The sequence below is a fragment of the Acidovorax sp. LjRoot129 genome, assembly GCF_964253765.1.
Taxonomy (GTDB): domain Bacteria; phylum Pseudomonadota; class Gammaproteobacteria; order Burkholderiales; family Burkholderiaceae_C; genus Acidovorax.
In genome coordinates this window covers 3789504-3814491 of sequence record NZ_CAXUSE020000001.1, presented here as the reverse complement: position 1 = coordinate 3814491, position 24988 = coordinate 3789504, and the positions used below count along the sequence as shown (strand labels likewise).

Here is a 24988-nt window from a genome sequence, read left to right as displayed (position 1 = left end):
TTGGGGGAATGATCGGCGATGCCAAAAAATGGATCATTTAAGCCGTCAGCGCTGATTGGATGGGCGGTGCCGGTCCTGTTATTTTCAGGCACTTCATTCTGATTTGTGATCAAGTAGTTCCGTTTTTTTGCTATCCAGCGCGGCGCGATTGGCGGATATTGGCGCGTTCGTTGCGCGTTTTCCCATGCGCTTCCCCATCTTTGCCTGTCTTTCTGTCTGCCTTTTGCGAGCCGCCATGTCTGCCACCTCTGCCGCCACCCCCTCCCTCGTGACCGAAGTCGATCAACTGCTGCAACGCCTGGGCGTGCCTCGTGCGGCCTACGTCGGCGGCAGCCTGCCAGCGCGCTCGCCCATCACGGGTGAGCCGATTGGCGCGGTGCCGCAGGCTTCTGCAGCGGACGCCACGGCCGCCGTCGGCCGCGCGCAGGCGGCTTTCCACGCGTGGCGCAATGTGCCTGCGCCACGCCGCGGCGAGCTGGTGCGCCTGCTGGGCGAAGAACTGCGCGCCGCCAAGGCGGACCTGGGCCAACTCGTGACCATCGAGGCGGGCAAGATCCCGTCCGAAGGCCTGGGCGAGGTGCAGGAGATGATCGACATCTGCGACTTTGCGGTGGGGCTGTCGCGCCAGCTGTACGGCCTGACGATTGCCACCGAGCGAGTTGGCCACCGCATGATGGAAACCTGGCACCCGCTGGGCGTGTGCGGCGTGATCTCGGCCTTCAACTTCCCGGTGGCGGTCTGGTCGTGGAACGCGGCGCTGGCGCTGGTGTGTGGCGATTCGGTGGTGTGGAAGCCGTCCGAGAAAACCCCGCTCACGGCCCTGGCCACACACGCCATTGCGCAGCGTGCGATTGCGCGGTTTGGAAGCGACGCGCCCGAGGGGCTGCTGGAGCTGATCATCGGTCAGCGCGACATTGGCGAGGTGCTGGTCGACGATGCCCGCGTGGCGGTGCTGTCGGCCACCGGCTCTACGGCGATGGGCCGCGCAGTGGGCCCGCGCCTGGCCGCACGGTTTGCGCGCGGCATCCTGGAGCTGGGCGGCAACAATGCCGCCATCGTGGCGCCCATGGCCGATCTGGACCTGGCGCTGCGCGGCATCGCGTTTGCCGCCATGGGCACCGCGGGCCAGCGCTGCACCACGCTGCGCCGCCTGTTTGTGCACGACAGCATCTACAACCAGCTGGTGCCGCAACTGGCCAAGGTGTACGCCAATGTGCAGGTGGGCGACCCGCGCGTGGCCGGCACGCTGGTGGGCCCGCTGATCGACCGCCAGGCGTTTGATGGCATGCAGCAGGCGCTGGAGCTAAGCCGCGCGCTGGGGGCTACGGTGCACGGTGGTGGACGTGTGGACGGCATCAGCGGTGCCGACGCGTACTACGTGCGCCCTGCACTGGTGGAGTTGAAAGCCCATGAAGGCCCGGCGCTGCACGAGACCTTTGCGCCCATCCTGTATGTGGTGCGTTACAGCACGCTGGACGAGGCGATTGCGATGAACAACGCGGTGGGCGCTGGCCTGTCTTCGTCGATCTTCACGCTCAATGTGCGCGAGGCCGAGTTGTTCATGTCGGCCGCCGGGTCCGACTGCGGCATTGCCAACGTGAACATTGGCCCGAGCGGTGCGGAAATCGGCGGCGCATTTGGAGGCGAGAAGGAAACCGGTGGCGGGCGCGAGGCGGGGTCGGACAGCTGGAAGGCCTACATGCGCCGCGCGACCAACACCATCAACTATTCGACCGCACTGCCGCTGGCGCAGGGCGTGACCTTCGACGTGTGAGCAGCGCAGTGGCACGCGCGTCCATGCCCGCCGACACGTCTCCCATCGTCATCATCGGCGGCGGCGTCATCGGCAGTGCCATTGCGTACTTCCTCACGCTGCAGCAGCCGGGCTGCTCGGTGGTGGTGGTCGAACGCGACCCGACCTACGCGCGCGCGTCGTCCGCGCTGTCGGCCAGCTCCATCCGCCAGCAGTTTTCCACCGACATCAACGTTCAGATCTCGGCCTATGGCATCGGCTTTCTGCGCAATGTCGGCACGCTGCTCGCCTGCAACGGCGATGCACCCGATGTGGGCCTGCACGAAGGCGGCTACCTGTACCTGGCCACCGCGGCCGGTGAGGCCACGCTGCGCGAGAACCATGCGCTGCAAAAGCGGCACGGCGCCGATGTGGCGCTGCTCAGCCCGCAGCAGCTGGCCGGGCGGTTCCCGTGGCTGGCGCTGCAGGATGTGGTGCTGGGTTCGCTCGGGCTGTCGGGCGAAGGCTGGTTCGACGGCTACCTGCTGCTGACCGCGCTGCGCAAGAAGGCGCAGAGCCAGGGCGTGCGCTATGTGGCCGATGAAGCCGTGGGCCTGCAGATGGCCCGCAGCGACGGCGTGCAGCACGTCGCCAGCGTGCAACTGAAAAGCGGCGATGTCTTGCCATGCAGCTTTGCGGTGAATGCCGGCGGCCCCTGGGCGGCGGCCATCGCAGGCTGGGCAGGCATCGACCTGCCCGTGGTGGGTAAGCGCCGCACGGTGTTCCACCTGGCCAGCCCCGCGGCGCTGCCCGGCTGCCCGCTGCTCATCGACACCAGCGGCATCTGGCTGCGGCCGGAGGGCCAGGGCTTCATCTGCGGCTTTGCGCCGCAGGCTGGCGACGATGCCGACTTTGCGCCGCTGGAGCCGGAGCACCACGCCTTTGAAGACCACGTGTGGCCTGCCCTGGCCGAACGCATTCCGGGCTTCGAGGCGCTGCGCATGCAGGGCGCCTGGGCGGGCTACTACGAGATGAACACCTTCGATCACAACGCCATCGTGGGCCTGCACCCGGCGTGCGACAACTTCGTGCTGGCCAACGGGTTCTCGGGCCACGGCCTGCAGCAATGCCCGGCCGTGGGGCGCGGCCTGGCCGAGTTGATGCTGATGGGCCGCTACCAGAGCCTGGACCTGTCGCCCCTGTCCATCGAGCGCATTGCGCGCAACGAGCCGCTGCTTGAAAAGAACGTGATCTGAAGCCAGCGCTGCCAATTTTTTTGACAGTCCATTTTTCCCCAAGCCAACCACGACAACCAACGACAACCACAAGGAGACAACGACCATGGCAACTTCCCGCACCCCCTTCACTGCACTCGCCGCAGGCCTGACCCTGGCCTTCGCCACCTTGGCGCCTGCGCACGCGCAGACGCCCACCACCCCCACGCTGGAGAAGATCAAGGCATCGGGCAAGGCGGTGCTGGGCGTGCGCGAAACCTCGCCGCCCATGGCTTATGCGCTGGGCGCGAATGAAAAATACGTGGGCTATCACGTCGAACTGTGCGAGCGCGTGCTCAAAGAAATCGTGCCCGACGCCAAGCTGGAATACATGGCCGTCACCGCGCAGAACACGCTGCCCCTGGTGCAGAACGGCACCCTCGACATCGGCTGCGGCCCCACCACCAACAACACCGCGCGCCAGCAGCAGGTGGCCTTTGCGGTGACGACCTATGTGAGCGAGGTGCGCATGGCAGTGCGCAAGGATTCGGACCTCAAGTCCATCAGCCAGCTGGGCAACCGCACGATTGCAGCATCCACCGGCACCACGGCCGTGCAGCTGCTGCGCAAGCAGGAGCGCACGCTGGGCGCGCCCGTCAAGACGGTGCTGGGCAAGGACCACCACGAGAGCTTCATGCTGCTCGAATCCGGCCGCGCCGACGCCTTCGTGCTGGACGACAACCTGCTGGCGGGCCTGATCTCCAACTCCAAGGACCCATCGGCCTACCGCATCGTGGGCGAGCCATTGGGCGCTGAGCCGATTGCGCTGCTTTTCCGCAAGGACGACCCGACCTTCAAGGCCGCGGTGGACGGCGTGCTCACCAAGCTCATGCAAAGCGGCGAGATGGAAAAGATCTACACCAAGTGGTTCGTGAACCCCATCCCGCCCAAGAACATGAGCCTGAACCTGCCGCTGGGCACCACGCTGCGCCAGCTGTTCGCCACGCCCAACGACAAGCCCTTGGAGACCTACCAGCAATGAACGCTGCCATCCCCGCCACGGCCCTCCCTGCCACAGCCTTCCGCGCGGCCGACCGCATCAGCGCCATCGGTGTGTCGGACATCGTGCGCATCACCCAGGCGGCCAACGAACTCAAGCGCCAGGGCCAGCCCGTGATCGTGCTGGGCCTGGGCGAGCCGGACTTCGACACGCCAGTGCACATTCAGGAAGCTGCGCAGCGGGCCATGGCGCGGGGCGATACGCACTACACCGTGCTCGACGGCACGCCGGAGCTCAAGGCTGCCATCCAGCTCAAGTTCCGCCGCGACAACGGATTGGAGTTTGCCACCCACGAGATCACCGTAGGCGCGGGTGCCAAGCAGGTCATCTACAACGCGCTGATGGCCAGCCTGAGCCCGGGCGACGAGGTGATCCTGCCCGCGCCGTACTGGACCTCGTACGCCGACATGGTGCTGATCGCGGGCGGCGTGCCTGTGGTCGTGCCGTGCAGCGAGGACAACGGCTTTCGCATCACGGCGCAGGAATTGGATGCGGCCATCACGCCGCGCACGCGCTGGGTGTTCATCAACTCGCCATCCAATCCCAGCGGCACGGCCTACAGCGCCGAGCAACTACGGCCCCTTCTGGAGGTGGTGCTGCGCCACCCGCAGGTGTGGGTGCTGGCGGACGACATCTACGAGCACATCCTGTACGACGGCCACGCGTTTGCCACGCCGGCAGTGGTGCTGCCTGCGCTGCGCGAGCGCACGCTCACCGTGAACGGCGTGTCCAAGTCGTACGCCATGACCGGCTGGCGCATCGGCTACGGCGCAGGCCCGCGCGCGCTGATTGCGGCCATGGCCGTGGTGCAGAGCCAGGCCACGTCGTGCGCGTCGTCCATCAGCCAGGCAGCGGCCGTGGCGGCGCTCACCGGCCCGCAAGACATCGTGGCCGAGCGCTGCCGCGAGTTCCAGGCGCGGCGCGATGTGGTGGTGGCCGCGCTCAACGCATCGCCGGGCCTGCGCTGCCGCGTGCCCGAGGGTGCGTTCTACACCTTTGCCAGCTGCAAAGGCGTGCTGGGCCGCACCACGCCGGGCGGCGCCTTGCTGCGCACGGACGCCGATTTTTGCGACTACCTGCTGCGCGAGTTCCATGTGGCCGTGGTGCCGGGCAGTGTGCTGGGGCTGGCGCCGTATTTCCGCATCTCGTACGCTGCGTCGATGGCTGATCTGCAGGAGGCCTGCGCGCGCATCCGCCGTGCGTGCGAGGCGCTGCGCTGACCCGCCTGTTTTCTTGTTTGATTTCTCGTTCCGGACCTTTTGATATGACCACGCCTTCCACCTCCAGCCCCGCCCAGAGCCGCACCGGCGGCCAGATCCTGGTCCAGCAGCTCATCACCCACGGTGTGCAGCAGCTGTTTTGCGTGCCGGGCGAGAGCTATCTGGCCGTGCTCGACGCCCTGCACGATGCGGACATCGGCGTGACGGTGTGCCGCCAGGAAGGCGGCGCAGCCATGATGGCCGAGGCGCAGGGCAAGCTCACGGGGCAGCCGGGCATCTGCTTCGTGACGCGCGGGCCGGGCGCCACCAATGCGTCGGCCGGCGTGCACATCGCGCACCAGGACTCGACGCCCATGATCCTGTTCGTGGGCCAGGTGGCGCGCGGTGCCATGGGGCGCGAGGCGTTCCAGGAGCTCGACTACAGCGCCGTCTTCGGCACCATGGCCAAGTGGGTGGTGCAGATCGACGACCCGGCGCGCGTGCCTGAACTCATCTCGCGGGCGTTCCATGTCGCCACCTCGGGCCGCCCCGGCCCCGTGGTGGTGGCGCTGCCCGAAGACATGCTGACCGAGGCCGCCACCGTGGCCGACGCGCTGCCCTACCAGGTCACCGAGACCCACCCCGGCGCCGCGCAGATGGCCGAGCTGGCCGAGCGCCTGCAGGCCGCCCAGAGCCCCGTGGCCATCCTGGGCGGCAGCCGCTGGTCCGAGCAGGCGGTGCGCGAATTCACGGCGTTTGCTTCAGATTGGTCGCTGCCCGTGTACTGCTCGTTCCGCCGGCAGATGCTGTTCGCGGCCACGCACGCCTGCTATGGCGGCGACCTGGGCCTGGGCGTGAACCCCAAGCTGCTGGCGCGCATCCGCGCATCGGACCTAGTGCTGGTGGTGGGCGGTCGCCTGTCCGAAGTGCCGTCGCAGGGCTACGAGCTGTTTGACATTCCCACGCCCGCGCAGCCCTTCGTGCATGTGCATGCCGACGCCGATGAACTGGGCAAGCTCTACCGCCCCACGCAGGCCATTCACGCCACGCCGCAGGCCTTTGCCGCGGCTTTGAATGCGGTGCGCCCCGCAGCGCCGGTGCCGTGGAAGGCCCACACCGAAGCCGCCCATGCCGACTACCTGGCCTGGAGCGACCCGGCGCCCATCCGCATCCCTGGCGACCTGCAGATGGGGCAGGTGATGCAGCACCTCAAGGACGTGCTGCCGGCCGACACCATCTTCTGTAACGGCGCGGGCAACTTCGCCACCTGGATCCACCGCTTCTGGCCCTTCACCACGTTTGCCAGCCAGCTGGCGCCCACCAGCGGGTCGATGGGCTACGGGCTGCCGGCCGGTGTGGGCGGCAAGCGGCTGTGGCCGCAGCGCGAGGTGGTGATCTTTGCGGGCGACGGCGACTTCCTGATGCACGGGCAAGAGTTCGCGACCGCCGTGCAGTACGGCCTGCCCATCATCGTGGTGCTGCTGGACAACGCCATGTACGGCACCATCCGCATGCACCAGGAGCGCGAGTACCCCGGCCGTGTGAGCGCCACGGCGCTCAAGAACCCCGACTTCAAGGCCTACGCCCAGGCCTTCGGCGGCCATGGCGAGCGCGTGGAGCGCACTGAAGACTTCGCCCCCGCCCTGGCGCGCGCACGCGCAAGTGGGCTGCCCAGCGTGCTGCACTGCCTGATCGACCCCGAGGCGATCACGCCCACTGGCACGCTGCAGGGGATTCGCAAAGCGGCTCTCGCCAAGCAGTAGGCGGCGACTCCGAGCGGGTGGGCGCGCGCGGCCGGGCCGTGCCATTTGTTACACGATGGTGGGGCGCGGGGCCTGGGTGGAGCCGTGGGGCGTGGAATGATCCACGTCCCCACCCATTTCACACTTCCCATGCCAGCCCTCAAACATGCCGACGCCCTGGTGTATGCCAGCAATCAGGTGATCCTGACCGACATTTCGTACACCTCCTTCACCTACCCGGGCGACCAGGAGGCCCTGGCGGCGCTCAAGGGCATTCCGGGCGCCGGGCAACTGCTGTCGTGGCTGGACGCCAACTTTTCCGAGCAGATCACGCACCTGAACAACAACGAGCAGATGGTGCGCATCAGTGCCAACAACTATGGCTCGCTGTATGCGCTGGTCGAGCGCTGCTGCGCCATCCTGTCGTGCAAGGTGCCGGATGTTTACATCACCACCAATCCCGAGCTCAACGCCTATACGTCGGGCCAGCGGCGCACCTGCATCGTGCTGCACAGCGGCCTGGTGGAGGCGCTGACGCCCGACGAGCTGTGCTTTGTGATTGGCCACGAGGTGGGCCACATCAAGGCCGCTCATGGTCTGTACCGGCAGCTGGGCGACATGCTGATCCGCTACTGGGACATCCTGGCTTCTGTCGTCCCAGTCCCTGGCGTGGGCATGCTGCGCATTCCGCTGCTGCTGGCGTACTGGGAGTGGTACCGCCGGGCCGAATTCACTTGCGACCGCGCTGGGCTGCTGTGCCTGCAGAACCTGGCGCCTGGCCTGAGTGCACTGGCCAAGCTGTCGGGCAAGGTGGCGGGCTATGAAGACGAGCGCAACATCGAGGAGACCATTGCGCAGACCGAGGCCCACAAGGAGGTCAATAAGCTGGTGCAGTTGGTGTCCATCATGGAGAACTCCAGCACCACGCACCCCTTCATCCCGGTGCGCCTGAAGGCCCTGAAGGAGTACGCGGGCGGCGAGCAGTACCGCGAGATTTTGGCGGGCAACTACCGCCGGGACGTGCCGCAGCTGACCGCGCCTGCCGCTGCCGCGAGCGAAGCACCAAGCGCTGATCCGGCACTGCCTCCGATCGCTACGGTCGACGACGCTGACAGCACAGATGCCGCCCAGCCCGTGCTGGCAGCAGGCGCGCAAGCTGTGGACAAATGGAAGACCTCGGCGGCCGGGTTGTTCAAGCGATAAGACGGAGCGACCGGGTGCGGTAGCTCCGGCCACGGGGCCGGAACACCGCGCAAAATAGCGCGTGTGACCGAACCCACTCCCGTCGCCACCACACCGCCCTTTGCCGATACGCCATCGGATGGCCGGCTGCGCCGCATCGCGCACCTGGACATGGATGCGTTTTTTGCCTCTGTCGAACTGCTGCGCTACCCGCAACTCAAGGGCCTGCCGGTCGTCATCGGTGGCGGTCGGCGCAAGGTGGACGACCTGTTGCTGCAAAGCCCTGACGGCTCCGGTCCGCGCGAGCCGTGCTTCATTCCCGTCGAAGACTTCCCGCTGCTTAAAGACTACGTCGGCCGGGGCGTGATCACCACCGCCACGTACCCTGCGCGGCAGTATGGCGTGGGCTCGGCCATGGGCATGATGAAAGCCGCCAAGCTGTGCCCGCAGGCCATCGTGTTGCCGGTGGACTTTGACGAGGTGCGGCGCTTTTCGCGCCTGTTCAAGAGCACCATCACCGACATTGCGCCGGTGATGCAGGACCGGGGCGTGGACGAGGTGTACATCGACTTCACCGACGTGCCCGGCGGCCAGCGCGAAGGGGGCAGGGTGCTGGCGCGGTTGATCCAGAAAAGCATCTTCGACGTGACGGGTCTCACCTGCTCCATCGGCGTGGCGCCCAATCGGCTGTTGGCCAAGATGGCGAGCGAGTTCAACAAGCCCAACGGCATCTCCATCGTCTACGAGGACGACTTAGAGACGAAGATATGGCCTTTGAACGTGCGCAAGATCAACGGCATCGGCCCCAAGGCGGGTGAGAAGCTGGCTGGGCTGGGCATCCACACCATCGGTGAGCTGGCCGCGCAAGATCCGCAGTGGCTGATTGCGCGGTTTGGCAAGTCCAGCGGCGCGTGGATGCACCGCGTGGCGTGGGGCCGCGACGACAGCCCGGTGGTGACCGAGAGCGAGCCGGTGAGCATGAGCCGCGAGACGACCTTCGACCGCGATCTGCACGCCGTGCGCGACCGGGCGGAGCTGTCGGCCATCTTCACCGACCTGTGCGTGCGCCTGGCCGCCGACCTGCAGCGCAAGGGCTATGTGGCGCGCACCATCGGTATCAAGCTGCGCTACGACGATTTCAAGATCGCCACGCGCGACCACACGGCGCAGATCTACACGGCCGACGGCGCTACGATCCGCCAACTGGCCGGGCAGTGCCTCAAACGCGTGCCGCTGGACAAACGCCTGCGCCTGCTGGGGGTGCGGGCCAGCACGCTGGCGCGGCGGGGGGAAGAACCAGTGCTGGAGCCACGGGCTGGGGCCACCGCGGAAACGCGTCGGCGCAAACCAGGCGTCGCAGATGACACAGACGGTGTGGGTGGTACAGCGCAGCTTTTTTAGCGCGCATCGACACCGCTTCGTGCCGCTTCACGGCCCTGCGAGGTGGTGGCAATCGGCGTAAACACCCAGAGCGCAGCCTGCCTGCAACCTCTGCCGCGTTCCTATACTCGCCCGCATATGGCCCCTGCCACCAATGTCCCCTCCGCCGAGCTGCAGGCATTGATCCTTGCCGCCGCCGGGGGAGACCACGCTGCCTTCGCGCAGGTCTACCAGCGCACCCATGTGCATCTGTTTGGGGTGGCCGTCCGTATGTTGGGGCAAGGACAGGCGGCCGAGGATGTGCTGCAAGAGGCCTATGTGAGCATCTGGAAAAACGCTGGAAGCTACCGCAGTGAGGTGGGCGGGCAGCCCATCCAGCCCATGACATGGTTGATTGCCATCGTGCGCAACAAGGCGCTGGACGCCTTGCGTGCCCGTGCGCGGCGGTCAGAAAGCTTCTGGCACGACACCGCAGAGCTTGTAAGCAGCGAGGCGGATGGCAGCGAAACGATGGGTGCTGCGTCTTCATCTGCGCTGGCGCCTGCGCCCAGCGCACTGCATCTGCTGGAGCAGGCGACCCAGGCATTGCACATTGAAGGCTGCATGAATGCCTTGGAGGGGAGCTACCGGCAAAGCCTTGCGCTGGCCTACTACCAGGGCCTGTCGCATTCCGAGGTGGCGGCGCAGATGGGCGCGCCGCTGGGCTCGGTCAAGGCATGGATCCGGCGCGGCCTGGAGCGCCTGAAGAACTGCCTGGCCACACAAGGGGTGGGCGCATGAGGTACACCCACCCCGCGCTGCTGGACCACCTGGCGTCTGCCTATGTACTGGGCACGCTGGGCGGTGGCGCGCGCCGCCGGTTTGTGCGGCTGCTGCGTGATCGCAGCGACGTGCAGTTGCTGGTGGCGCAGTGGGAAGGGCGACTGGGGGTGCTGGCCAATTCGGTGCCGGTGCACCAGCCACCACCGCGCGTGTGGGCCGCCATTGAGGCGCGCACCCGGCCTCGCGATGTGAAAGCGGCAGCCACACAAGGCGGTTGGGCCGGTGCGCTGTGGCGGCGCAATGGCGTATTGCAGGGCTTTGCGGGTGTGGCGTTGGGTGTGATGGGCACCGTGGCCCTGGTGGTCGCGGTGCCAACCTTGTTCGTGTCGAGCGACCAGGTGGCCCTGCGCGCAGGGGACAAACTGCCGCAGGCCTATGTGGGCCTGCTGACGGACGCTGCGGGCAACGGCAAGGTGCTGGTGAGTTCGCTGCGCCATGGGCGCTCGCTGACGGTGAAGGTCATTGGGCCTATCACGCTTCCTACGACTCCTGCGGCTGTGGCTGGCGCAGCCCCGCAGCTGGTGTTGTGGGCGGTGCCAGCCGATGGCGCCCCGTTTGTGTTGGGCACGGTGCCGGTGGCGGGTTCTGCGGTGTCGGTGTTGCCGGATACGTCAGAGAAGCTGCTGTCCAAGGTCAGCAAACTCATGGTGACGCTGGAGGCATCGGCAACACCGCAGGTGCCCAGCAGCAACGTGCTCTTCACCGGCAACTGCGCCAAGCTGTGGTGAGCGGCGCAAGGCTCTCATCGGCTTTGCAGAAATAATTGTCCGGCGCTGCATCCGTTTTGCAATCCGTGTCGTTTATCCGAGGTGCCGGTCTCCGGCATGGGGCCAGCGCGGCCTCCGGCCTTTCCCACTTCACGTTTTTCAGGAGCCTCCCATGCCTTCATTTTCTGTTCGCCCCCTGATGTCTGCGCCCTTGCTGAGCCTCACCCTGATGCTGGTACCCGTCGTGTTCGCGCCGCCGGTTGCCCAGGCAGCCGATACGCCCACCACGCCGGTGGAGAACACACGCATCGACGACTTTGCCGTGGGCAAAAAAGCCATCGATGCAAAGAACTGGGCGCTGGCTGCCAGCAGCTTCAGCAAGGTGGTGGCGCAGAACCCGCAGAACGCAGATGCGTACAACCTGCTGGGCTACTCCAACCGTTGGCTCGGCAAATACGACGAGGCTTTTGCGGCCTACAACAAGGCCCTGGCGCTGGACCCCCGCCACAAGGGCGCGCTGGAATACTCGGGCATGGGTTACCTCAAGGTGGGCCAGAAGGCGCAGGCCGAAGCCCAGCTCGCCAAGCTGCAAGCCATCTGCGCGCAGTGCGAGGAAACCACCGATCTGGCCAAGGCCATTGCGGCATATAAACCCGCGCAGTAAACCGGACGTCGGCGCCCTGAACGCATGCTCAGGCGCTGGCTGCCCGCTGGATCAGCGCGCAGGTGGGTGACTTTTATTGCCCGGGGCGATGGCGCATCGCCCTTCCTTTCCTGGCGCGTCTTGACGAATTCTTACTTGTAACTTACATTGAATTTCCCGTTTTCCGGGAGATTTCCATGACCTTGAATGAGCTGCAACGCATCAAGCAATGGCATGTTGCGCACAAGGCTGACCATCCGCTCGAATACCACCTGTGGGATCTGGTGCTGACGCTCTGGATGCTGGGCTGGGTGGGCTGGTTTCCCATCTTTGCGTTTGGCGAGGCGTTGATCGCCCCCCTGTGCCTGGTCGGTATCTTCGGGCCCAGCCTCTATGTCACCTGGCGAACGCGCGCGCACTTGCGCCACACCTTGCGGTGCGACTGGATCGATGTGCGGGGCTGACGGGTGTGGGCTTACTGCCGCGCTGTGCGCACGTTGCGCGGCAGGCTTTGGGGGTGGCTGGTGCGCAGCGGGTTGATATCGAGACCGCCCCGGCGCGTGTAGCGTGCATACACGGTGAGCTTGATGGGTTGGCAACGCGTCCACACGTCCATGAAGATGCGCTCCACACACTGCTCGTGAAATTCGTTGTGGTTGCGAAAGCTCACCAGGTACTGCAGCAGACCTTCCTGGTCGATCTGCGGGCCGGTGTAGCTGATCTGCACGCTGCCCCAGTCGGGCTGGCCGGTCACCAGGCAGTTGCTCTTGAGCAGGTTGCTCGTGAGCACCTCTGACACGACGGGCTCGCCCACCACCGCTGTCAGCAGCTCGGGCGCAGGCTCGTACTGCGTGCATTCCACGTCCAGGCGGTCCAGGCTCAGGCCGTCGAGCTCGTGCACGGGTTCCTGGTCGAAGAGCTCGGGGCTGATGAGCTTGACGCCCACGGTGGCGGGCCGGTCCGAGCCGCGCCAGGCGGCTTCGCTGATGTCGGCACGGATGCGCGCCTGCACCTCGGCCGCATCGGCAAAACGGGTGTTGTTGAAGCTGTTGAGGTAGAGCTTGAAGGACTTGCTCTCGACGATGTTGGGCGTCTCGCACGGCACGGTGATGTGCGCCAGCGCCACCTGCGGCTTGCCGCGCTGGTTGAGCCACGACAGCTCGAAGGCCGTCCATAAATCAGCGCCAAAAAACGGTGGCGCGCCAGCGATGCCGATCTCGGCCCGCTTGCCAGCGCGGGGGATGGGAAAGAGCAGCGAGGCGTCGTACTGGTCGACATAGGCCGAGGCCTTGCCGAGCTGGGATTGTTCTGGCGTGTTCATTCGGTACCGGATTTGATGCTATAAAAATAATAGCTGTAAGCGCTTGATGAATAAGCGCTAGGGCCTGTTTTTACTTGAATTCTCGCTCGCGCAACCACTTGGTGGCGATCCACTTCTCGCCGGCAATCACCGGAGCGCCCCCGTGCAGGGTGCGGGTGGAAGGGTGCGGCCGCTCGTAGCTGAAGAACACCGCGTTGCCGCGCTGCGGTGCAACCTCGACATGCACATCCGGGAACGTGGTGCCACCGCCTTTGTCGGGCGTGTTGAGGTACATCACCAGCGTGCCCACCCGCTGCCCGCCGCGCTTGACGATGGTGGGCGTGCCGGGCTCGGCGGGGTCGAAATAATCGTAGTGCGGCTTGTACTCGGCGCCGGGGCGGTAGTGCAGCACTTGCAGGCCTTCGCCGTTTTCCAGCGGCCAGTTCAACAGCCGGGCAATGCGGGCTTCGATGCGCTGTATCAGCTCGGTCTCGCCGCGCTGGAAGAACATGCCGTCGCTGGTGCGGTCGTCGTTGACCTCTTCGCCGCCCGTCTTGATGGCCACGGTGAGCGAGCGCGCCATGCGCGGCGCGGCCACGGCAACGAGCGCTTCGCATTCCTCGGGCGAAAGCAGGTTGCCAAACACCACGACCCGCGGCTGCGCGATGGACAGCAGCACATGGACCACGCGGTCGCCGCAGTCCACCTGGGCGGGGGATTCATCGAGCTGGGGCTCCGGCACCGGCACGGCGGGTGGCAGGCCCTGCTGCACGGCCTGCTCATTGAGGTGGTCCTGCAACGTGATTTCCATCGCCTCGGCCGCCACGTCCTCATCCCAGCCCGCGTCGCGCATGGACTGCAGCACCACCGGCGCGGCGTGGCCGGCCTGCGCCTGCTCGATGATCCAGCGGCGCAGCTCGGGGGTGATGGCTTGGATGGCGGAGGATGTGCTCATGGCGGTCAGCTTCCTTCAGTCGGTCAATCTGCGGCGAAACACCAGGCGCTCTGGAGAAGAGGCCCCGGGGACGAAAGCATAGCCGTCCAGATCGAACCCTTCCAGCTGGCGCGGTGTGGCCACGCGCTGCGTGATGGCGTAGCGCGCCATGAGGCCGCGCGCGCGCTTGGCATGAAAGCTGATGATCTTGTAGACGCCAGCCTTGTAGTCCTCGAAGACGCAGTCGATCACCCGCGCCTTCAGGGCCTTGCGGTCCACGGCCTTGAAGTATTCCTGCGAGGCGAGATTGACCACCACCGGGGTGGTGTCGGCGCGCAGCCGGGTGTTGAGGTGTTCGGCGATTTGGCTGCCCCAGTAGTCATAGAGGTTGCTGCCGGCGTCGGTGGCCAGGCGCGTGCCCATCTCAAGACGGTAGGGCTGCATGCGGTCCAGCGGGCGCAGCACGCCGTACAGCCCGCTCAGGATGGCCACATGCCCTTGGGCCCAGGCCAGGTCGTCGGCAGAAAGCGAACGGGCCTGCAGTCCGTCGTACACATCCCCGTTGAAAGCCAGCGCAGCCTGGCGCGAATTGGTGGCCGTGAACCGTGGGCGCCACGCCTGGTAGCGGGCGACGTTGAGCGCGGCGAGCTTGTCGCTCAGGTCCATGAGCGAAGCAATGCTCTGCGGCGAATGCGTGCGCAGCACGTCGATGAGCGCCGTGGATTGCGGCACGAATTGGGGCGTGGTGTGCGGCAGGCCTTCGGGCAGCGGCGTGTCGTAGTCGAGCGACTTGGCGGGCGAGAGCAGGAACAGCATGGGCGGGGCCGGGCGGGCGGTGCGTGGGTCGGAGGGGGCAAGCTGCCAGCAGGTTGGATGCAGCAGCCATCGGGGTGGCGGGGTCGCTGTGTGGGTGGGGCTAGGAGCCTGCGCGGCAGAAGGAGCATCGACTTCAACGCGCGACAAACCGGTCTTGTGTAGCACTACCACCTGCGCCCAGGGGCCTACCCTGGGCTTGTCGGTAGCACCACACGATCCGCGGCTTTCGCGCGTTTCGCTTCGATGCCTTCTGCCGCGCACGCTCCTAGGCGACGGACAAAATGGTAACTGCTGGAGCGGGCGTGGCCGCGTTCGCGGGTATTGCATACCTACGTGCACGGGCAGAGGGGCAAGGTCGCCTGCCGGGGTGCTGACCCGATGGCGTGTGGGGGCCTGCGGTACGGACGTCCAAAGGCACTGAGCGAGTGAGGACTCAGGATTGAGCGTGAAGGATGCGGTTGCGCGCTGGGCGACCTTGGCGCAGGGCTCGGAGCCTTACTCAAGTACCCAATCCACTTCACCCCAGCCATAAAAAAGGCGGCTTCAAGAGCCGCCTTTTTATTGCCCGGAAGACCGAGTCCGCGATCAGGCCGCAGGTGGCTTCTCGAAGGGCAGGGTCATCGCCGACAGGTCGCGGCGGGTTTCCACCAGAACCAGCGGGCCTTCGTCCATTACGACCACGGGAGGACGCTCGCGTGGCACATGGATCGGGCGCGGCTCGGCGGCAATCGCTGCTTGCGCGGCTGCGATCTTGTCCGCGTCCGAATTCACCCACTGCAGGCCCGACGATGCAGCAACCTGCTGCAGCTCATCCATCGGCAAGGCAAACGCTGACACGCGTGGCATGCCATTGCCAGTTGAAGCCGGTGCAGCGGCCGGAGCGACAGGTGCCGCAACGGGGGGCTTTGCGGCTACCGGGGCAGGCGCCGAGACCGGAGCTGCAGGCACTGCGATGGCTGCAGGAGCGGCGGGTGCCACGGCCACAGGCGCTGCAACGGGTGCTGCCACCGGAGCTGCTACCGGTACAGCGGCCACGGCCGGTGCGGCTGCTGGTGCGGTGTCGGTCGGGGCTGCGGGGGCCGTGCTGAAGTAGCTGCGGCGTGGCTGATCGTCCTGCTCGGCGGCCACGGGGGCGTCCTGGGGTACTGCGACGGTGGGGTCGAAGTCCAGCATGGCCGGGGCTGAAGCCACGTCCGCGTTGTCGCGCGGGCCACGGTCGCCACGTTCGCGGCGGTCACGGCCGTAGCGGTCGCGCGAGCGGCGCTCGCGGCGCTGCTCTTCGGTCACGGCGCCGCCTGCATTGCCTGCGGCTTCGTTGCCCGTCAGGTCCAGATCAGGCAGCGATGCCAGCGGGGACGTGTCCACAAAGTCGCCGGCGACCGAGGCCGCGGCGGCTTCCTGGCCCTCGGCGGCGCGGGGGGCGCGTTCGCTGCGCTCACCACGGTTGCCACCGCGTTCGCCACGTTCACGGCGTGGGCCGCGTTCGCCACGGGGTTGTGCGCCAGGTACTGCATCGGCGTTGCCTTGGCTGTTCGGGCCTTCCACCTGGGCTTGCGCTGCGGTGTTGTCACCGTTCACACCGGCGGCTTGGTTGCGTGGCTCTGCGTCGCGGCGGCCACGGCCACCACCTTCGCGCCCATTGCGGCCTTCGCGGCCACCTTCACGTGGCTCACGGCCTTCGCCTTCGGGGCGGCGTTCAGCGTCGCGTGGGGGGCGGTTCTCGGCGTCGCGCGGTGCGCGGCCTTCGGCCGAGCGTTCACCACGGCGGCCGCGGCTGTCGCCACTGCCTTCGCGGTTGCCGTCACGGCCGGCGCCATCACGCTGACCTTCGCGTTGTCCATCACGGCCGCCACGTCCACCGCGGCCGCCACGGCCTTCACCGTTGCGTCCATCGCGGCGGGGCTCGCCACGGGGGGACGTGTCAGCCGCGGGTGCGGCGGCGGGGGCAACCACCGGCGCAGGGGCCGCGGCTGGCGTGCTGCCCAAGCCGAACAGGCCCTTGAGCCAGGCAAAGAAGCCTTGCTCTTGCGGCGCGGCAGCGGCTGCAGGCTTTGCTGCGGCCACGGGGGCGGGTGCCACCGTGGCAGGCGCTGCTGCACCAGGGCGTGGTGCCTGGCCTGCGCGGGGCGGACGGGCAGCGCCTTCGGGACGGGGTTCGGCCTGCGGTGCGGGAGCATCCGGCAGCACACCCTTGATCACCGGCGTCTGCTTGTTGGTCGGCTCTTGCGAGCGGCGCGTCACGGCGGTCGGGTCTTCCACTTCTTCGGCGAGCTTGTAGCTGGCTTCGATGTGGTCCAGGCGCGGGTCGTCGTGCTTCAAGCGCTCCAGGCGGTAGTTGGGGGTTTCCAGTGTCTTGTTGGGCACCATCAGCACGGCCACGCGCTGCTTGAGTTCGATCTTGGCAATCTCGGTGCGCTTTTCGTTCAGCAGGAACGAGGCCACTTCCACCGGCACCTGGCAGTGCACGGCAGCCGTGTTGTCCTTCATGGACTCTTCCTGAATGATCCGCAGGATCTGCAGCGCCGAGCTTTCCGTGTCGCGGATGTGGCCCGAGCCGCCGCAGCGGGGGCAGGGGATCGAGGAGCCTTCGGAGAGGGCGGGCTTCAAGCGCTGGCGGCTCATTTCCATGAGACCGAACTTGCTGATGGTGCCGAACTGCACGCGGGCGCGGTCCTGGCGCAGCGCGTCGCGCAGGCGGTTTTCCACTTCGCGGCGGTTCTTCGACTCTTCCATGTCGATGAAGTCGATCACGATCAGGCCGCCCAGGTCGCGCAGGCGCATCTGGCGGGCCACTTCGTCGGCGGCTTCCAGGTTGGTGCGGGTGGCGGTTTCCTCAATGTCGCCGCCCTTGATGGCGCGGGCCGAGTTCACGTCCACGCTGACCAGCGCTTCGGTGTGGTCGATCACGATGGCGCCGCCCGAGGGCAGCTGCACGGTGCGGGCGTAGGCCGATTCGATCTGGTGCTCGATCTGGAAGCGGCTGAACAGGGCGGCGTCGTCGCGGTAGCGCTTCACACGGCCGGCATGCTCGGGCATGACGTGCGCCATGAACTGGTGCGCCTGTTCGTAGATGTCGTCGGTATCGATGAGGATGTCACCGATATCGTTGTTGAAGTAGTCGCGGATCGCGCGGATGACGAGGCTCGACTCCTGATAGATCAGGAACGCGCCCTTGCCGCCCTTGCCAGCGCCGTCAATGGCGGTCCAGAGTTTGAGCAGGTAGTTCAGGTCCCACTGCAGTTCGGGCGCAGTGCGGCCGATGCCGGCGGTGCGCGCGATGATGGACATTCCGTTCGGATATTCCAGTTGGTCCATCGCCTCCTTGAGCTCGGCGCGGTCCTCGCCCTCGATGCGGCGCGATACGCCACCGCCACGGGGGTTGTTGGGCATCAGCACGACGTAGCGGCCGGCCAGACTGACGAAGGTCGTCAGGGCAGCGCCCTTGTTGCCGCGCTCTTCCTTTTCGACCTGGACCAGGAGTTCCTGGCCTTCGCGGATCACTTCATTGATGCGCGCCTGGCCGGGCGAGACGCCGGGGGCGAAGTAGCTGCGCGAGATTTCCTTGAACGGCAGAAAACCGTGGCGGTCTTCGCCGTAGTCGACAAAACAGGCTTCCAGCGAGGGCTCGACGCGCGTGACGACGGCCTTGTAGATGTTGCCCTTGCGCTGTTCGCGCCCTTCGATTTCGATTTCGTAGTCGAGGAGCTTTTGTCCGTCGACGATGGCCAGGCGCCGTTCTTCGGGCTGCGTGGCGTTGATGAGCATCCGCTTCATGATGCGATTCCTTCAGTGTTTCGCGGACAGCAGCGGTGCAGCCCACCTCCTCAGCAGGGAGGGCTGCGCGGGCTGCCGCCCACAGTTTCCAAACCAATACAACAAGCTCTACAGGAGCTGTGAATGCCTGGACTGACGCATCGAAACGAAGGGAATTGCCGGAGATGCCAGTGATCTGCCGCGCTCTAGCGCAGCATCGGGAGGCAGGGGCGCGTGGAAGGGGGCGAGTGGTAGGAACGCAGTTTTGCTATCAAAAGAGTAGCTGATTGCGCTTGCTGGCTGAGCGCTGAAGGCGATTTTGAGCATGCAGCCGAAGGCCGCAGCCTCCGCCACAAGGTCATCATCCATGCCATCAACAGCCACATGCTCGCTTCGATCCGCTGGCAGACCGCTCCCGGGTGGGGAACATCTGCCAGCTTGGGGGATTCCGTATCAGTGTTTCAACCTGTCAGCCCGCCGTACGAAGTGCAGGCCACCGCAGGCATCTGGCCTGCAATCTGCGCGCACGACGCCCGTTGGCATCGACCTGCCTGCACGAAGGGCAAGGGCTGTGTGGACTAAACTCCAGACAAATCAACCACTTACATGACGACGCGCAGGTGAAACACATTATAGGGGCCAAACCGTCCGACACTCCTGCGGGGCTTCCCGCAGCCCGCATGGTGGAGGTCGACGAAGACTCCGCGGGCCAGCGGCTCGATAACTTTTTGATACGCCACTTGAAAGGCGTGCCCAAAACGCACGTCTACCGCATCATTCGCAGCGGCGAGGTGCGCATCAACAAAGGCCGCGTGAGCGCCGACACCCGTGTGGAGGCGGGCGATCTGGTGCGCCTGCCGCCCGTGCGTATTTCGGACAAAGTGGCCGAAAAAGCCGAGCGCCCGGCGCCCGCGCGCGAATTCCCGATCCTGCTGGAGGACGATCACGTCATTGCCATCGACAAGCCCGCCGGCGTGGCGGTGCATGGCGGTAGCGGGGTGAGTTTTGGCGTGATCGAGCAATTGCGCCAGGCGCGGCCGCAAGCGAAATTTCTGGAGCTGGTGCACCGGCTGGACCGTGACACCTCGGGCATCCTGCTCGTGGCCAAGAAGCGTTCGGCGCTGACCCATCTGCAGGACCAGTTCCGCGAGCGCGAGACGGGCAAGACGTATCTGGCGCTGGTCACCGGCGCCTGGCCCGCCAACAAGAAAGTGGTCGACCTGCCGCTGCACAAGTACCTGCAGGCTGATGGGGAACGCCGCGTGCGCGTGACCACGGCCGACGACCCGGACGGCATGCGCTCCATCACGCTGGTGAAGGTGCGCAGCGCGGTGGCGGCGCGCACTGCGCAGGGCCTGCCGGCCATGTCCTTGCTGGAAGTGACGATCAAGACCGGCCGCACCCACCAGATTCGCGTGCACCTGGCCAGCCAGGGCCATGCCATCGTCGGTGACGACAAATATGGCGATTTCGACCTCAACAAACGCCTGTTGAAGCTGGGGATGAAACGCATGTTCCTTCACGCCTGGCGGTTACAGTTCAACCACCCCGCTTCGGGCGAGCGCGTTGCGCTCAATGCCGAGCTGCCGCCCGAGTTGGCCGACTTTGTCTCCCCTGCGCCCTGACGGGGCGCGAGCACCCCCTCCCATGCCCGCCTCCAGCTTCCGCCCCCGCCGTTTTGATCTCATCGCCTTTGACTGGGATGGCACCCTGTTTGACTCCACCGCGATCATCGTGCGCTGCATCCAGGAAGCGGTGCGCGATGTGGGCGGCACGGTGCCCACTGACAAGGACGCCGCCTATGTGATCGGCATGGGGCTGATGCAGGCTCTGGCCCACGCCGCACCCGATGTGCCCCCCGAGCGCCACAACGATCTGGGCAACCGCTACCGCTTCCACTACATCCAGCACCAGGACGACCTGAGCTTGTTCGAAGGTGTATTGCCTCTGCTGAAAGACCTGCGCGAACGCGGGCATTTGCTGGCCGTGGCCACGGGCAAGAGCCGGCGAGGCCTGGACGAGGCGTTGCATTCGGTGGACTTGCGCGGCATGTTCGATGGCTCGCGCACGGCCGACCAGACCGCCGGCAAGCCCCACCCGCTGATGCTGCAGGAGCTGATGGCCGAGTTCGACGTGTCGCCCGACCGCCTGTTGATGATTGGCGACACCACCCACGACCTGCAGATGGCGGTGAACGCGGGTTGTGCCAGCGTGGGGGTGAGCTACGGCGCGCACGAGCCTGAGGTGTTTGATGCGCTCCGCCCCCTGCATGTGGCGCACTCGGTGCGCGAGCTGCACGGCTGGCTGCTGCAGAACGCCTGACGAGGGGCCCGTGGAATCCAGCGTGCAAATGATGAATCAGCCGGAGCGCACCGTTCCGCTGTGCAACAGCGCCGCCCTTGTGGACAGTGGTTTGGCCGTGCCGTTTGACGTGGTGTTTTCCGGGCAGACCTGCCGGGCGTTTGCGATTCGCTACCGCGGCCAGCCCCATGCTTACCTCAACCGCTGCACACACGTGCCGATGGAGATGGACTACCAGCCCGACCGCTTTTTCGACGACACCGGCCAATGGCTGCTGTGCGCCACACACGGTGCGGCCTACCTGCCGAGCACCGGGCAATGTGCCGGCGGTCCGTGCCGTGGGGGCTTGGTGAAAATAGCTTTGACGGAAAGCGATGGCGTGGTGCACTGGCATACTGCCTACAACCTGCAGCCCGTCGACTTCTGAACCCTACAGAGACCGCCTTCCACGGCCGTGCCGACTGCACAGTGCCAGGACACATCACATGACGACCGATTCCCAACAGCCCGGCTCTTCGGGTTTTGACCCCAAGAGCAATCCCGCGCCCGACCTGTGGGCGCAAGCAGCTACAAATTCAGGAGCATCTGTGAGCGACTCATCGCGTGAACCCGGCTGGGAACGCGCCACGCTGGAAAAGCTGGCCTTCGCTACCCTCAACGAGCAGCGCAGTTCGCGCCGCTGGAAGATTTTCTTTCGCATGGCCTGGCTGCTGCTGATCGCTGCCATTGCATTCCTCGCGCTGCGCCAGGCGTCACCCAGTACCAGCAAGAGCACGCCCCACACGGCGGTGGTGGACATCAAGGGCGAGATCGCAGCCGGGGCTGAGGCGAGCGCCGAGTTTGTGGTGGCCGCCATGCGCAGCGCGCTGGAGGACGAGGGCTCGCAGGCGCTGGTGCTGCTCATCAATTCCCCAGGCGGCAGCCCCGTGCAGGCCGGCATTATCAACGACGAAATCGTCCGCCTGAAGGCCAAGCACAACAAGCCGATTTATGCCGTGGTCGAAGAAACCTGCGCTTCGGCCGCGTACTACATCGCTGCGGCCGCTGACGACATTTACGTGGACAAGGCCAGCATCGTGGGCAGCATCGGCGTGCTGATGGATGGTTTTGGCTTCACCGGCACCATGGAAAAGCTGGGCGTCGAACGCCGCCTGCTGACCGCTGGCGAGAACAAAGGCTTTCTTGACCCCTTCAGCCCGCAGACCGAAAAGCAGCGCGCCTATGCGCAGACCATGCTCGACCAGATCCACCAGCAATTCATTGCCGTGGTGAAGGCGGGGCGTGGCGACCGCCTCAAGACCACGCCAGACACCTTCAGCGGCCTGTTCTGGACCGGCCAGCAAGCCGTGGAGATGGGCTTGGCCGACAACCTCGGCAACCTCGACTACGTGGCGCGTGAGGTGGTGAAGGCGGAAGACATCATCGACTACACCCGCCGCGACAACGTGGCCGAGCGGCTGGTCAAGCGTTTTGGCGCGGCCGTTGGCGTAGGGGCCATGAAGGCTCTGGCCCTGTCGGGGCCGCAGCTGCGCTGACCGCTAGCGCGTTGGGCGGCGCGCCCCGTAGCGGGTGTAGTGCCGCGGGTCTCGCGCCATGTGGCGCGCATATCTACAGATAAGCACCCCGTGCAGCCTTTAGGTTGCACGGGGTTATTTTTTGGGACCGACAGGAGCAGGGCGGGAGGGCGGAAGACCAAGAGGTGTTGGTGCTGGTTAATGCGCAAACTCACAGTGAATTTAAGCCCCAGCGCTTGATTTATAGGCACTTATAGCTATAAAAAATATAGCAAATGAGCTTTTTTGCTTCAATGCCCCAGCGCAAACACCACGGGCGTCCTGTTGTCGGGCGGCGAGGGTTGCTGGCGCCACTGCTGCACCAGCCGGCTCTGAATGCGGGCCGTGGGCAACGTGAGGCCACTGGCCAGCGCCAAACGGGTGTGTGGCTGCAGCCCCTGCACCAGGGCCTGCCACAGCGCCGCATTGCGATAGGGCGTCTCGATGAAGAGCTGGGTCTGCCCCGTTCTGTGGGCCAGCGTCTCCAGCTCCTTGATGCGCTGGCTGCGTTCTTGCGCGTCTTGCGGTAGGTAGCCCACGAAGGCGAAGTTCTGCCCATTGAGGCCGCTGGCCGCCAGCGTCAGCAGCAGCGACACCGGGCCCACCAGCGGCACTACCGGGATGGAAAGGTCATGTGCCGCGCGCACCACGGACGAGCCCGGGTCGGCGACTGCGGGCATGCCGGCCTCACTGACCAGCCCCACGTCGTGCCCGGCCAAGGCGGCTTTGAGCAGCGGGCGGGCGTCGAACGGTGGCGAGCCCTTGCCGCCGTGGTCGCCCTTTTTGTGCACCTCGCGCGGCAGTTCGGTGATTTGCTGCTGCTGCAGAGGCGCCGCCAACGGGTGAAGGGCGTCGATGCGTTTGAGATAGGCGCGCGTGCTTTTGGCGTTCTCGCACACCCAATGGGTCAGGCGCGCGGCGGTTTGCAGGGTGCTGGCTGGCAACGCATCTTGCAGGGGCGCTTCTGTGTCGCAGCCGAAGTCGAGCGGGGCGGGCACCAGATAGAGCGTGCCCACGGATGCCGGCTTGTCCACTGCAGGGCCGTGGTCAGGTGAAGATGCAGCGCTCATGGCAGCACCAGCCCCGCGGCACGCAGCATGCGGCAGGTGCGAATCAAGGGCAGGCCGATGAGGGCGGTCGGGTCATCGCTGTGGATGGCGTCGAGCAGCGCAATGCCCAAGCCTTCACTTTTGGCACTGCCGGCGCAGTCGTAGGGTTGTTCGGTGCGCAGGTAGCGCTCGATCTCGGCATCCGACAGATCGCGGAACTTCACTTCCACGGGCGCCAGATCCAGTTGCTCGAACCCCGTGGCCAAACACACCACTGCCACGGCGGTCTGGAAAATCACGGTCTGGCCGCGCATCTGGCGCAGCTGCTGCACGGCGCGTTCGTGTTCACCGGGTTTGCCCAGCGGCGTGCCAGCCAGGTCGGCAACCTGGTCCGACCCGATCACCACGGCCTCGGGATGCTGTTGCGCTACGGCGCGTGCCTTGGCCAGCGCCAGGCGCAATGCCAGCGCGCGTGGGGCTTCGCCGGGCTCCGGTGTTTCATCGACATGCGGGGCGGCGACGTCAAAAGGCAGGTTCAACCGCTCAAGCAATTCGCGGCGGTAGCGCGAGGTCGAACCCAATACCAGTGGGCGTTGCAGGGGGGGGGATTGATGCATGCGCCGATTCTCTTACACTGCCGCCATGACCAAGGAATTCTCCGCGCAGCGCCTGGACGTGAAAGCCTTCGCACAGGCGGGCGGACGGCTGTCGGGCCACGACTCCCTATTGAAGTATGAGCGGCTGGCCCAGGAGGCCAAGGGCCTGCACCCGGACCTGATGGTGGACTGGGAAGCCCAGGGCGAGGTGCGCACGGCGCTTGGCGGCATGGGGCAGGTGTGGCTGACCATTAAAGTCTCCGCCAGTTTTCCGATGGAATGCCAGCGCTGCCTGACGCCGGTGGACGTGCCTTTGGCGGTTGACCGTGCATTCCGCTTCGTGGCCGACGAGGCCACGGCCGAAGCGCTGGATGATGAGAGCGAAGAAGACCTGCTGGCCATGAGTCGTGAGTTCGATCTGCGCGAGCTGATCGAAGACGAGTTGCTGATGGCTTTGCCCGTGGTGCCCAAACACGACGAATGCCCAAGCTCGGTGCCCATGGCGTCCACCGACGACGACTTTGAGGAAGCGAGTGCCGAGAAGCCCAATCCCTTCGCCGCCCTGGCCGGCTTGCGCAAGGACGGCAAGGCGAATTGAGCCTTCCCTTGGGCTCGAAAAATAGCGCCAATGCAGGTGCTGGCAGGGCCCCTTACAGCGCAACCCAAAGGTCATAGGTAAGCAGTAAAACCAATTGGGTTATAATCGAGGGCTTCTCGCGAATCCCCTCGTGTCTTTTATGGGCTGATCGCGTTTTTACCAACCCTATTCAAGACCAGGAGCCACCATGGCCGTTCAGCAAAACAAAAAGTCCCCTTCTAAGCGCGGTATGCACCGCTCGCACAATGCCCTGGTTGTGCCAGGCATTGCTGTGGAACCCACCACTGGTGAAACGCATCTGCGCCACCACATCAGCCCCAACGGCTTCTACCGTGGTCGCCAGGTGCTGAAGAACAAGTCCGAAGCCTGACCTTCGTACCATCCACAGGCCCGTTGCTACTCAACCG

23 protein-coding genes are annotated in these 24988 nt (G+C 65.9%); 17 read left to right on the top strand and 6 right to left on the bottom strand.

The annotated features are described in order from the left end of the window. Positions 1 to 235: 235 nt before the first annotated feature. From amaB to ACSQ3Q_RS17420, 11 genes are all read left to right on the top strand, one after another. Positions 236 to 1774 carry an L-piperidine-6-carboxylate dehydrogenase gene (amaB, locus tag ACSQ3Q_RS17470; protein ID WP_436135600.1) on the top strand — a complete coding sequence of 513 codons (1539 nt, stop codon included), beginning with the start codon at positions 236 to 238 and terminating at the stop codon, positions 1772 to 1774. A 23-nt stretch (positions 1775 to 1797) separates the two neighbouring features. Continuing rightward, entirely contained in the window at positions 1798 to 2988 is a 1191-nt protein-coding gene (locus ACSQ3Q_RS17465; RefSeq protein WP_436135599.1) for an NAD(P)/FAD-dependent oxidoreductase, read from the top strand. 85 nt (positions 2989 to 3073) lie between these two features. Continuing rightward, on the top strand, positions 3074 to 3988 hold the full coding sequence (locus tag ACSQ3Q_RS17460) for an amino acid ABC transporter substrate-binding protein (RefSeq protein WP_436135598.1): 915 nt from the start codon (positions 3074 to 3076) through the stop codon (positions 3986 to 3988). Beyond that, entirely contained in the window at positions 3985 to 5226 is a 1242-nt protein-coding gene (locus tag ACSQ3Q_RS17455) for a pyridoxal phosphate-dependent aminotransferase (protein ID WP_436135597.1), read from the top strand. The genes ACSQ3Q_RS17460 and ACSQ3Q_RS17455 overlap by 4 nt, the downstream gene beginning before the upstream one ends. Before the next feature lie 44 nt (positions 5227 to 5270). After that, on the top strand, positions 5271 to 6968 hold the full coding sequence (locus ACSQ3Q_RS17450) for a thiamine pyrophosphate-binding protein (protein ID WP_436135596.1): 1698 nt from the start codon (positions 5271 to 5273) through the stop codon (positions 6966 to 6968). A 129-nt stretch (positions 6969 to 7097) separates the two neighbouring features. Next, positions 7098 to 8150 (top strand): M48 family metallopeptidase, encoded by a 1053-nt coding sequence (locus ACSQ3Q_RS17445; protein WP_436135595.1) that lies wholly within the window; start codon positions 7098 to 7100, stop codon positions 8148 to 8150. Between the two features lie 150 nt (positions 8151 to 8300). Beyond that, the gene (locus ACSQ3Q_RS17440; RefSeq protein WP_436137025.1) at positions 8301 to 9530 is read left to right on the top strand and encodes a Y-family DNA polymerase; all 1230 of its coding nucleotides are present in this window, start codon (positions 8301 to 8303) and stop codon (positions 9528 to 9530) included. A gap of 117 nt (positions 9531 to 9647) precedes the next feature. Then, positions 9648 to 10289 carry an RNA polymerase sigma factor gene (locus tag ACSQ3Q_RS17435; RefSeq protein WP_436135594.1) on the top strand — a complete coding sequence of 214 codons (642 nt, stop codon included), beginning with the start codon at positions 9648 to 9650 and terminating at the stop codon, positions 10287 to 10289. After that, positions 10286 to 11059, top strand: a complete 774-nt coding sequence (locus ACSQ3Q_RS17430) for an anti-sigma factor (RefSeq protein ID WP_436135593.1) — start codon at positions 10286 to 10288, stop codon at positions 11057 to 11059. Before ACSQ3Q_RS17435 ends, ACSQ3Q_RS17430 begins: the two co-directional genes overlap by 4 nt. 151 nt (positions 11060 to 11210) lie before the next feature. Then, positions 11211 to 11702, top strand: coding sequence for a tetratricopeptide repeat protein (locus ACSQ3Q_RS17425; RefSeq protein WP_436135592.1), 492 nt, complete (start codon positions 11211 to 11213; stop codon positions 11700 to 11702). 176 nt (positions 11703 to 11878) lie between these two features. Then, a complete protein-coding gene (locus tag ACSQ3Q_RS17420) occupies positions 11879 to 12145 on the top strand; it encodes a hypothetical protein (RefSeq protein ID WP_436135591.1) in 267 nt (88 codons plus the stop codon). 11 nt (positions 12146 to 12156) lie between these two features. Here the strand turns inward: ACSQ3Q_RS17420 and queF are convergent, their stop codons facing one another. The 4 genes from queF to ACSQ3Q_RS17400 all read right to left on the bottom strand — a co-directional run bounded on the left by queF (position 12157) and on the right by ACSQ3Q_RS17400 (position 18505). Continuing rightward, a complete protein-coding gene (gene queF / locus ACSQ3Q_RS17415; protein WP_436135590.1) occupies positions 12157 to 13002 on the bottom strand; it encodes an NADPH-dependent 7-cyano-7-deazaguanine reductase QueF in 846 nt (281 codons plus the stop codon). Between the two features lie 70 nt (positions 13003 to 13072). Then, positions 13073 to 13936: a 2OG-Fe(II) oxygenase gene (locus ACSQ3Q_RS17410; protein WP_436135589.1), complete on the bottom strand. Its 864-nt coding sequence runs from the start codon at positions 13934 to 13936 to the stop codon at positions 13073 to 13075. Between the two features lie 15 nt (positions 13937 to 13951). After that, positions 13952 to 14731, bottom strand: a complete 780-nt coding sequence (gene yaaA / locus ACSQ3Q_RS17405; protein ID WP_436135588.1) for a peroxide stress protein YaaA — start codon at positions 14729 to 14731, stop codon at positions 13952 to 13954. A 585-nt stretch (positions 14732 to 15316) separates the two neighbouring features. Continuing rightward, a complete protein-coding gene (locus ACSQ3Q_RS17400; protein ID WP_436135587.1) occupies positions 15317 to 18505 on the bottom strand; it encodes an Rne/Rng family ribonuclease in 3189 nt (1062 codons plus the stop codon). Between the two features lie 599 nt (positions 18506 to 19104). Between ACSQ3Q_RS17400 and ACSQ3Q_RS17395 the strand changes: the two genes are divergently transcribed. The 4 genes from ACSQ3Q_RS17395 to ACSQ3Q_RS17380 are packed head-to-tail and all read left to right on the top strand — an operon-like array spanning position 19105 to position 22320. Next, positions 19105 to 20109, top strand: coding sequence for an RluA family pseudouridine synthase (locus ACSQ3Q_RS17395; RefSeq protein ID WP_436135586.1), 1005 nt, complete (start codon positions 19105 to 19107; stop codon positions 20107 to 20109). 22 nt (positions 20110 to 20131) lie between these two features. Further along, positions 20132 to 20806, top strand: a complete 675-nt coding sequence (locus tag ACSQ3Q_RS17390) for an HAD family hydrolase (RefSeq protein ID WP_436135585.1) — start codon at positions 20132 to 20134, stop codon at positions 20804 to 20806. A 28-nt stretch (positions 20807 to 20834) separates the two neighbouring features. Next, a complete protein-coding gene (locus ACSQ3Q_RS17385; protein WP_436137024.1) occupies positions 20835 to 21212 on the top strand; it encodes a Rieske (2Fe-2S) protein in 378 nt (125 codons plus the stop codon). Between the two features lie 58 nt (positions 21213 to 21270). Further along, entirely contained in the window at positions 21271 to 22320 is a 1050-nt protein-coding gene (locus tag ACSQ3Q_RS17380) for a S49 family peptidase (RefSeq protein WP_436135584.1), read from the top strand. 269 nt (positions 22321 to 22589) lie between these two features. Here the strand turns inward: ACSQ3Q_RS17380 and ACSQ3Q_RS17375 are convergent, their stop codons facing one another. Further along, the gene (locus tag ACSQ3Q_RS17375) at positions 22590 to 23408 is read right to left on the bottom strand and encodes an SAM-dependent methyltransferase (protein WP_436135583.1); all 819 of its coding nucleotides are present in this window, start codon (positions 23406 to 23408) and stop codon (positions 22590 to 22592) included. Then, positions 23405 to 24004, bottom strand: coding sequence for a Maf family nucleotide pyrophosphatase (locus tag ACSQ3Q_RS17370; RefSeq protein WP_436135582.1), 600 nt, complete (start codon positions 24002 to 24004; stop codon positions 23405 to 23407). The genes ACSQ3Q_RS17375 and ACSQ3Q_RS17370 overlap by 4 nt, the downstream gene beginning before the upstream one ends. Before the next feature lie 25 nt (positions 24005 to 24029). Here ACSQ3Q_RS17370 and ACSQ3Q_RS17365 point away from each other — a divergent pair, with 25 nt between their 5' ends. Together ACSQ3Q_RS17365 and rpmF are read left to right on the top strand one after the other, a co-directional pair. Beyond that, positions 24030 to 24581 carry a YceD family protein gene (locus tag ACSQ3Q_RS17365; RefSeq protein ID WP_436135581.1) on the top strand — a complete coding sequence of 184 codons (552 nt, stop codon included), beginning with the start codon at positions 24030 to 24032 and terminating at the stop codon, positions 24579 to 24581. 187 nt (positions 24582 to 24768) lie between these two features. Then, a complete protein-coding gene (gene rpmF / locus ACSQ3Q_RS17360; RefSeq protein ID WP_007830466.1) occupies positions 24769 to 24951 on the top strand; it encodes a 50S ribosomal protein L32 in 183 nt (60 codons plus the stop codon). Positions 24952 to 24988: the final 37 nt, after the last annotated feature.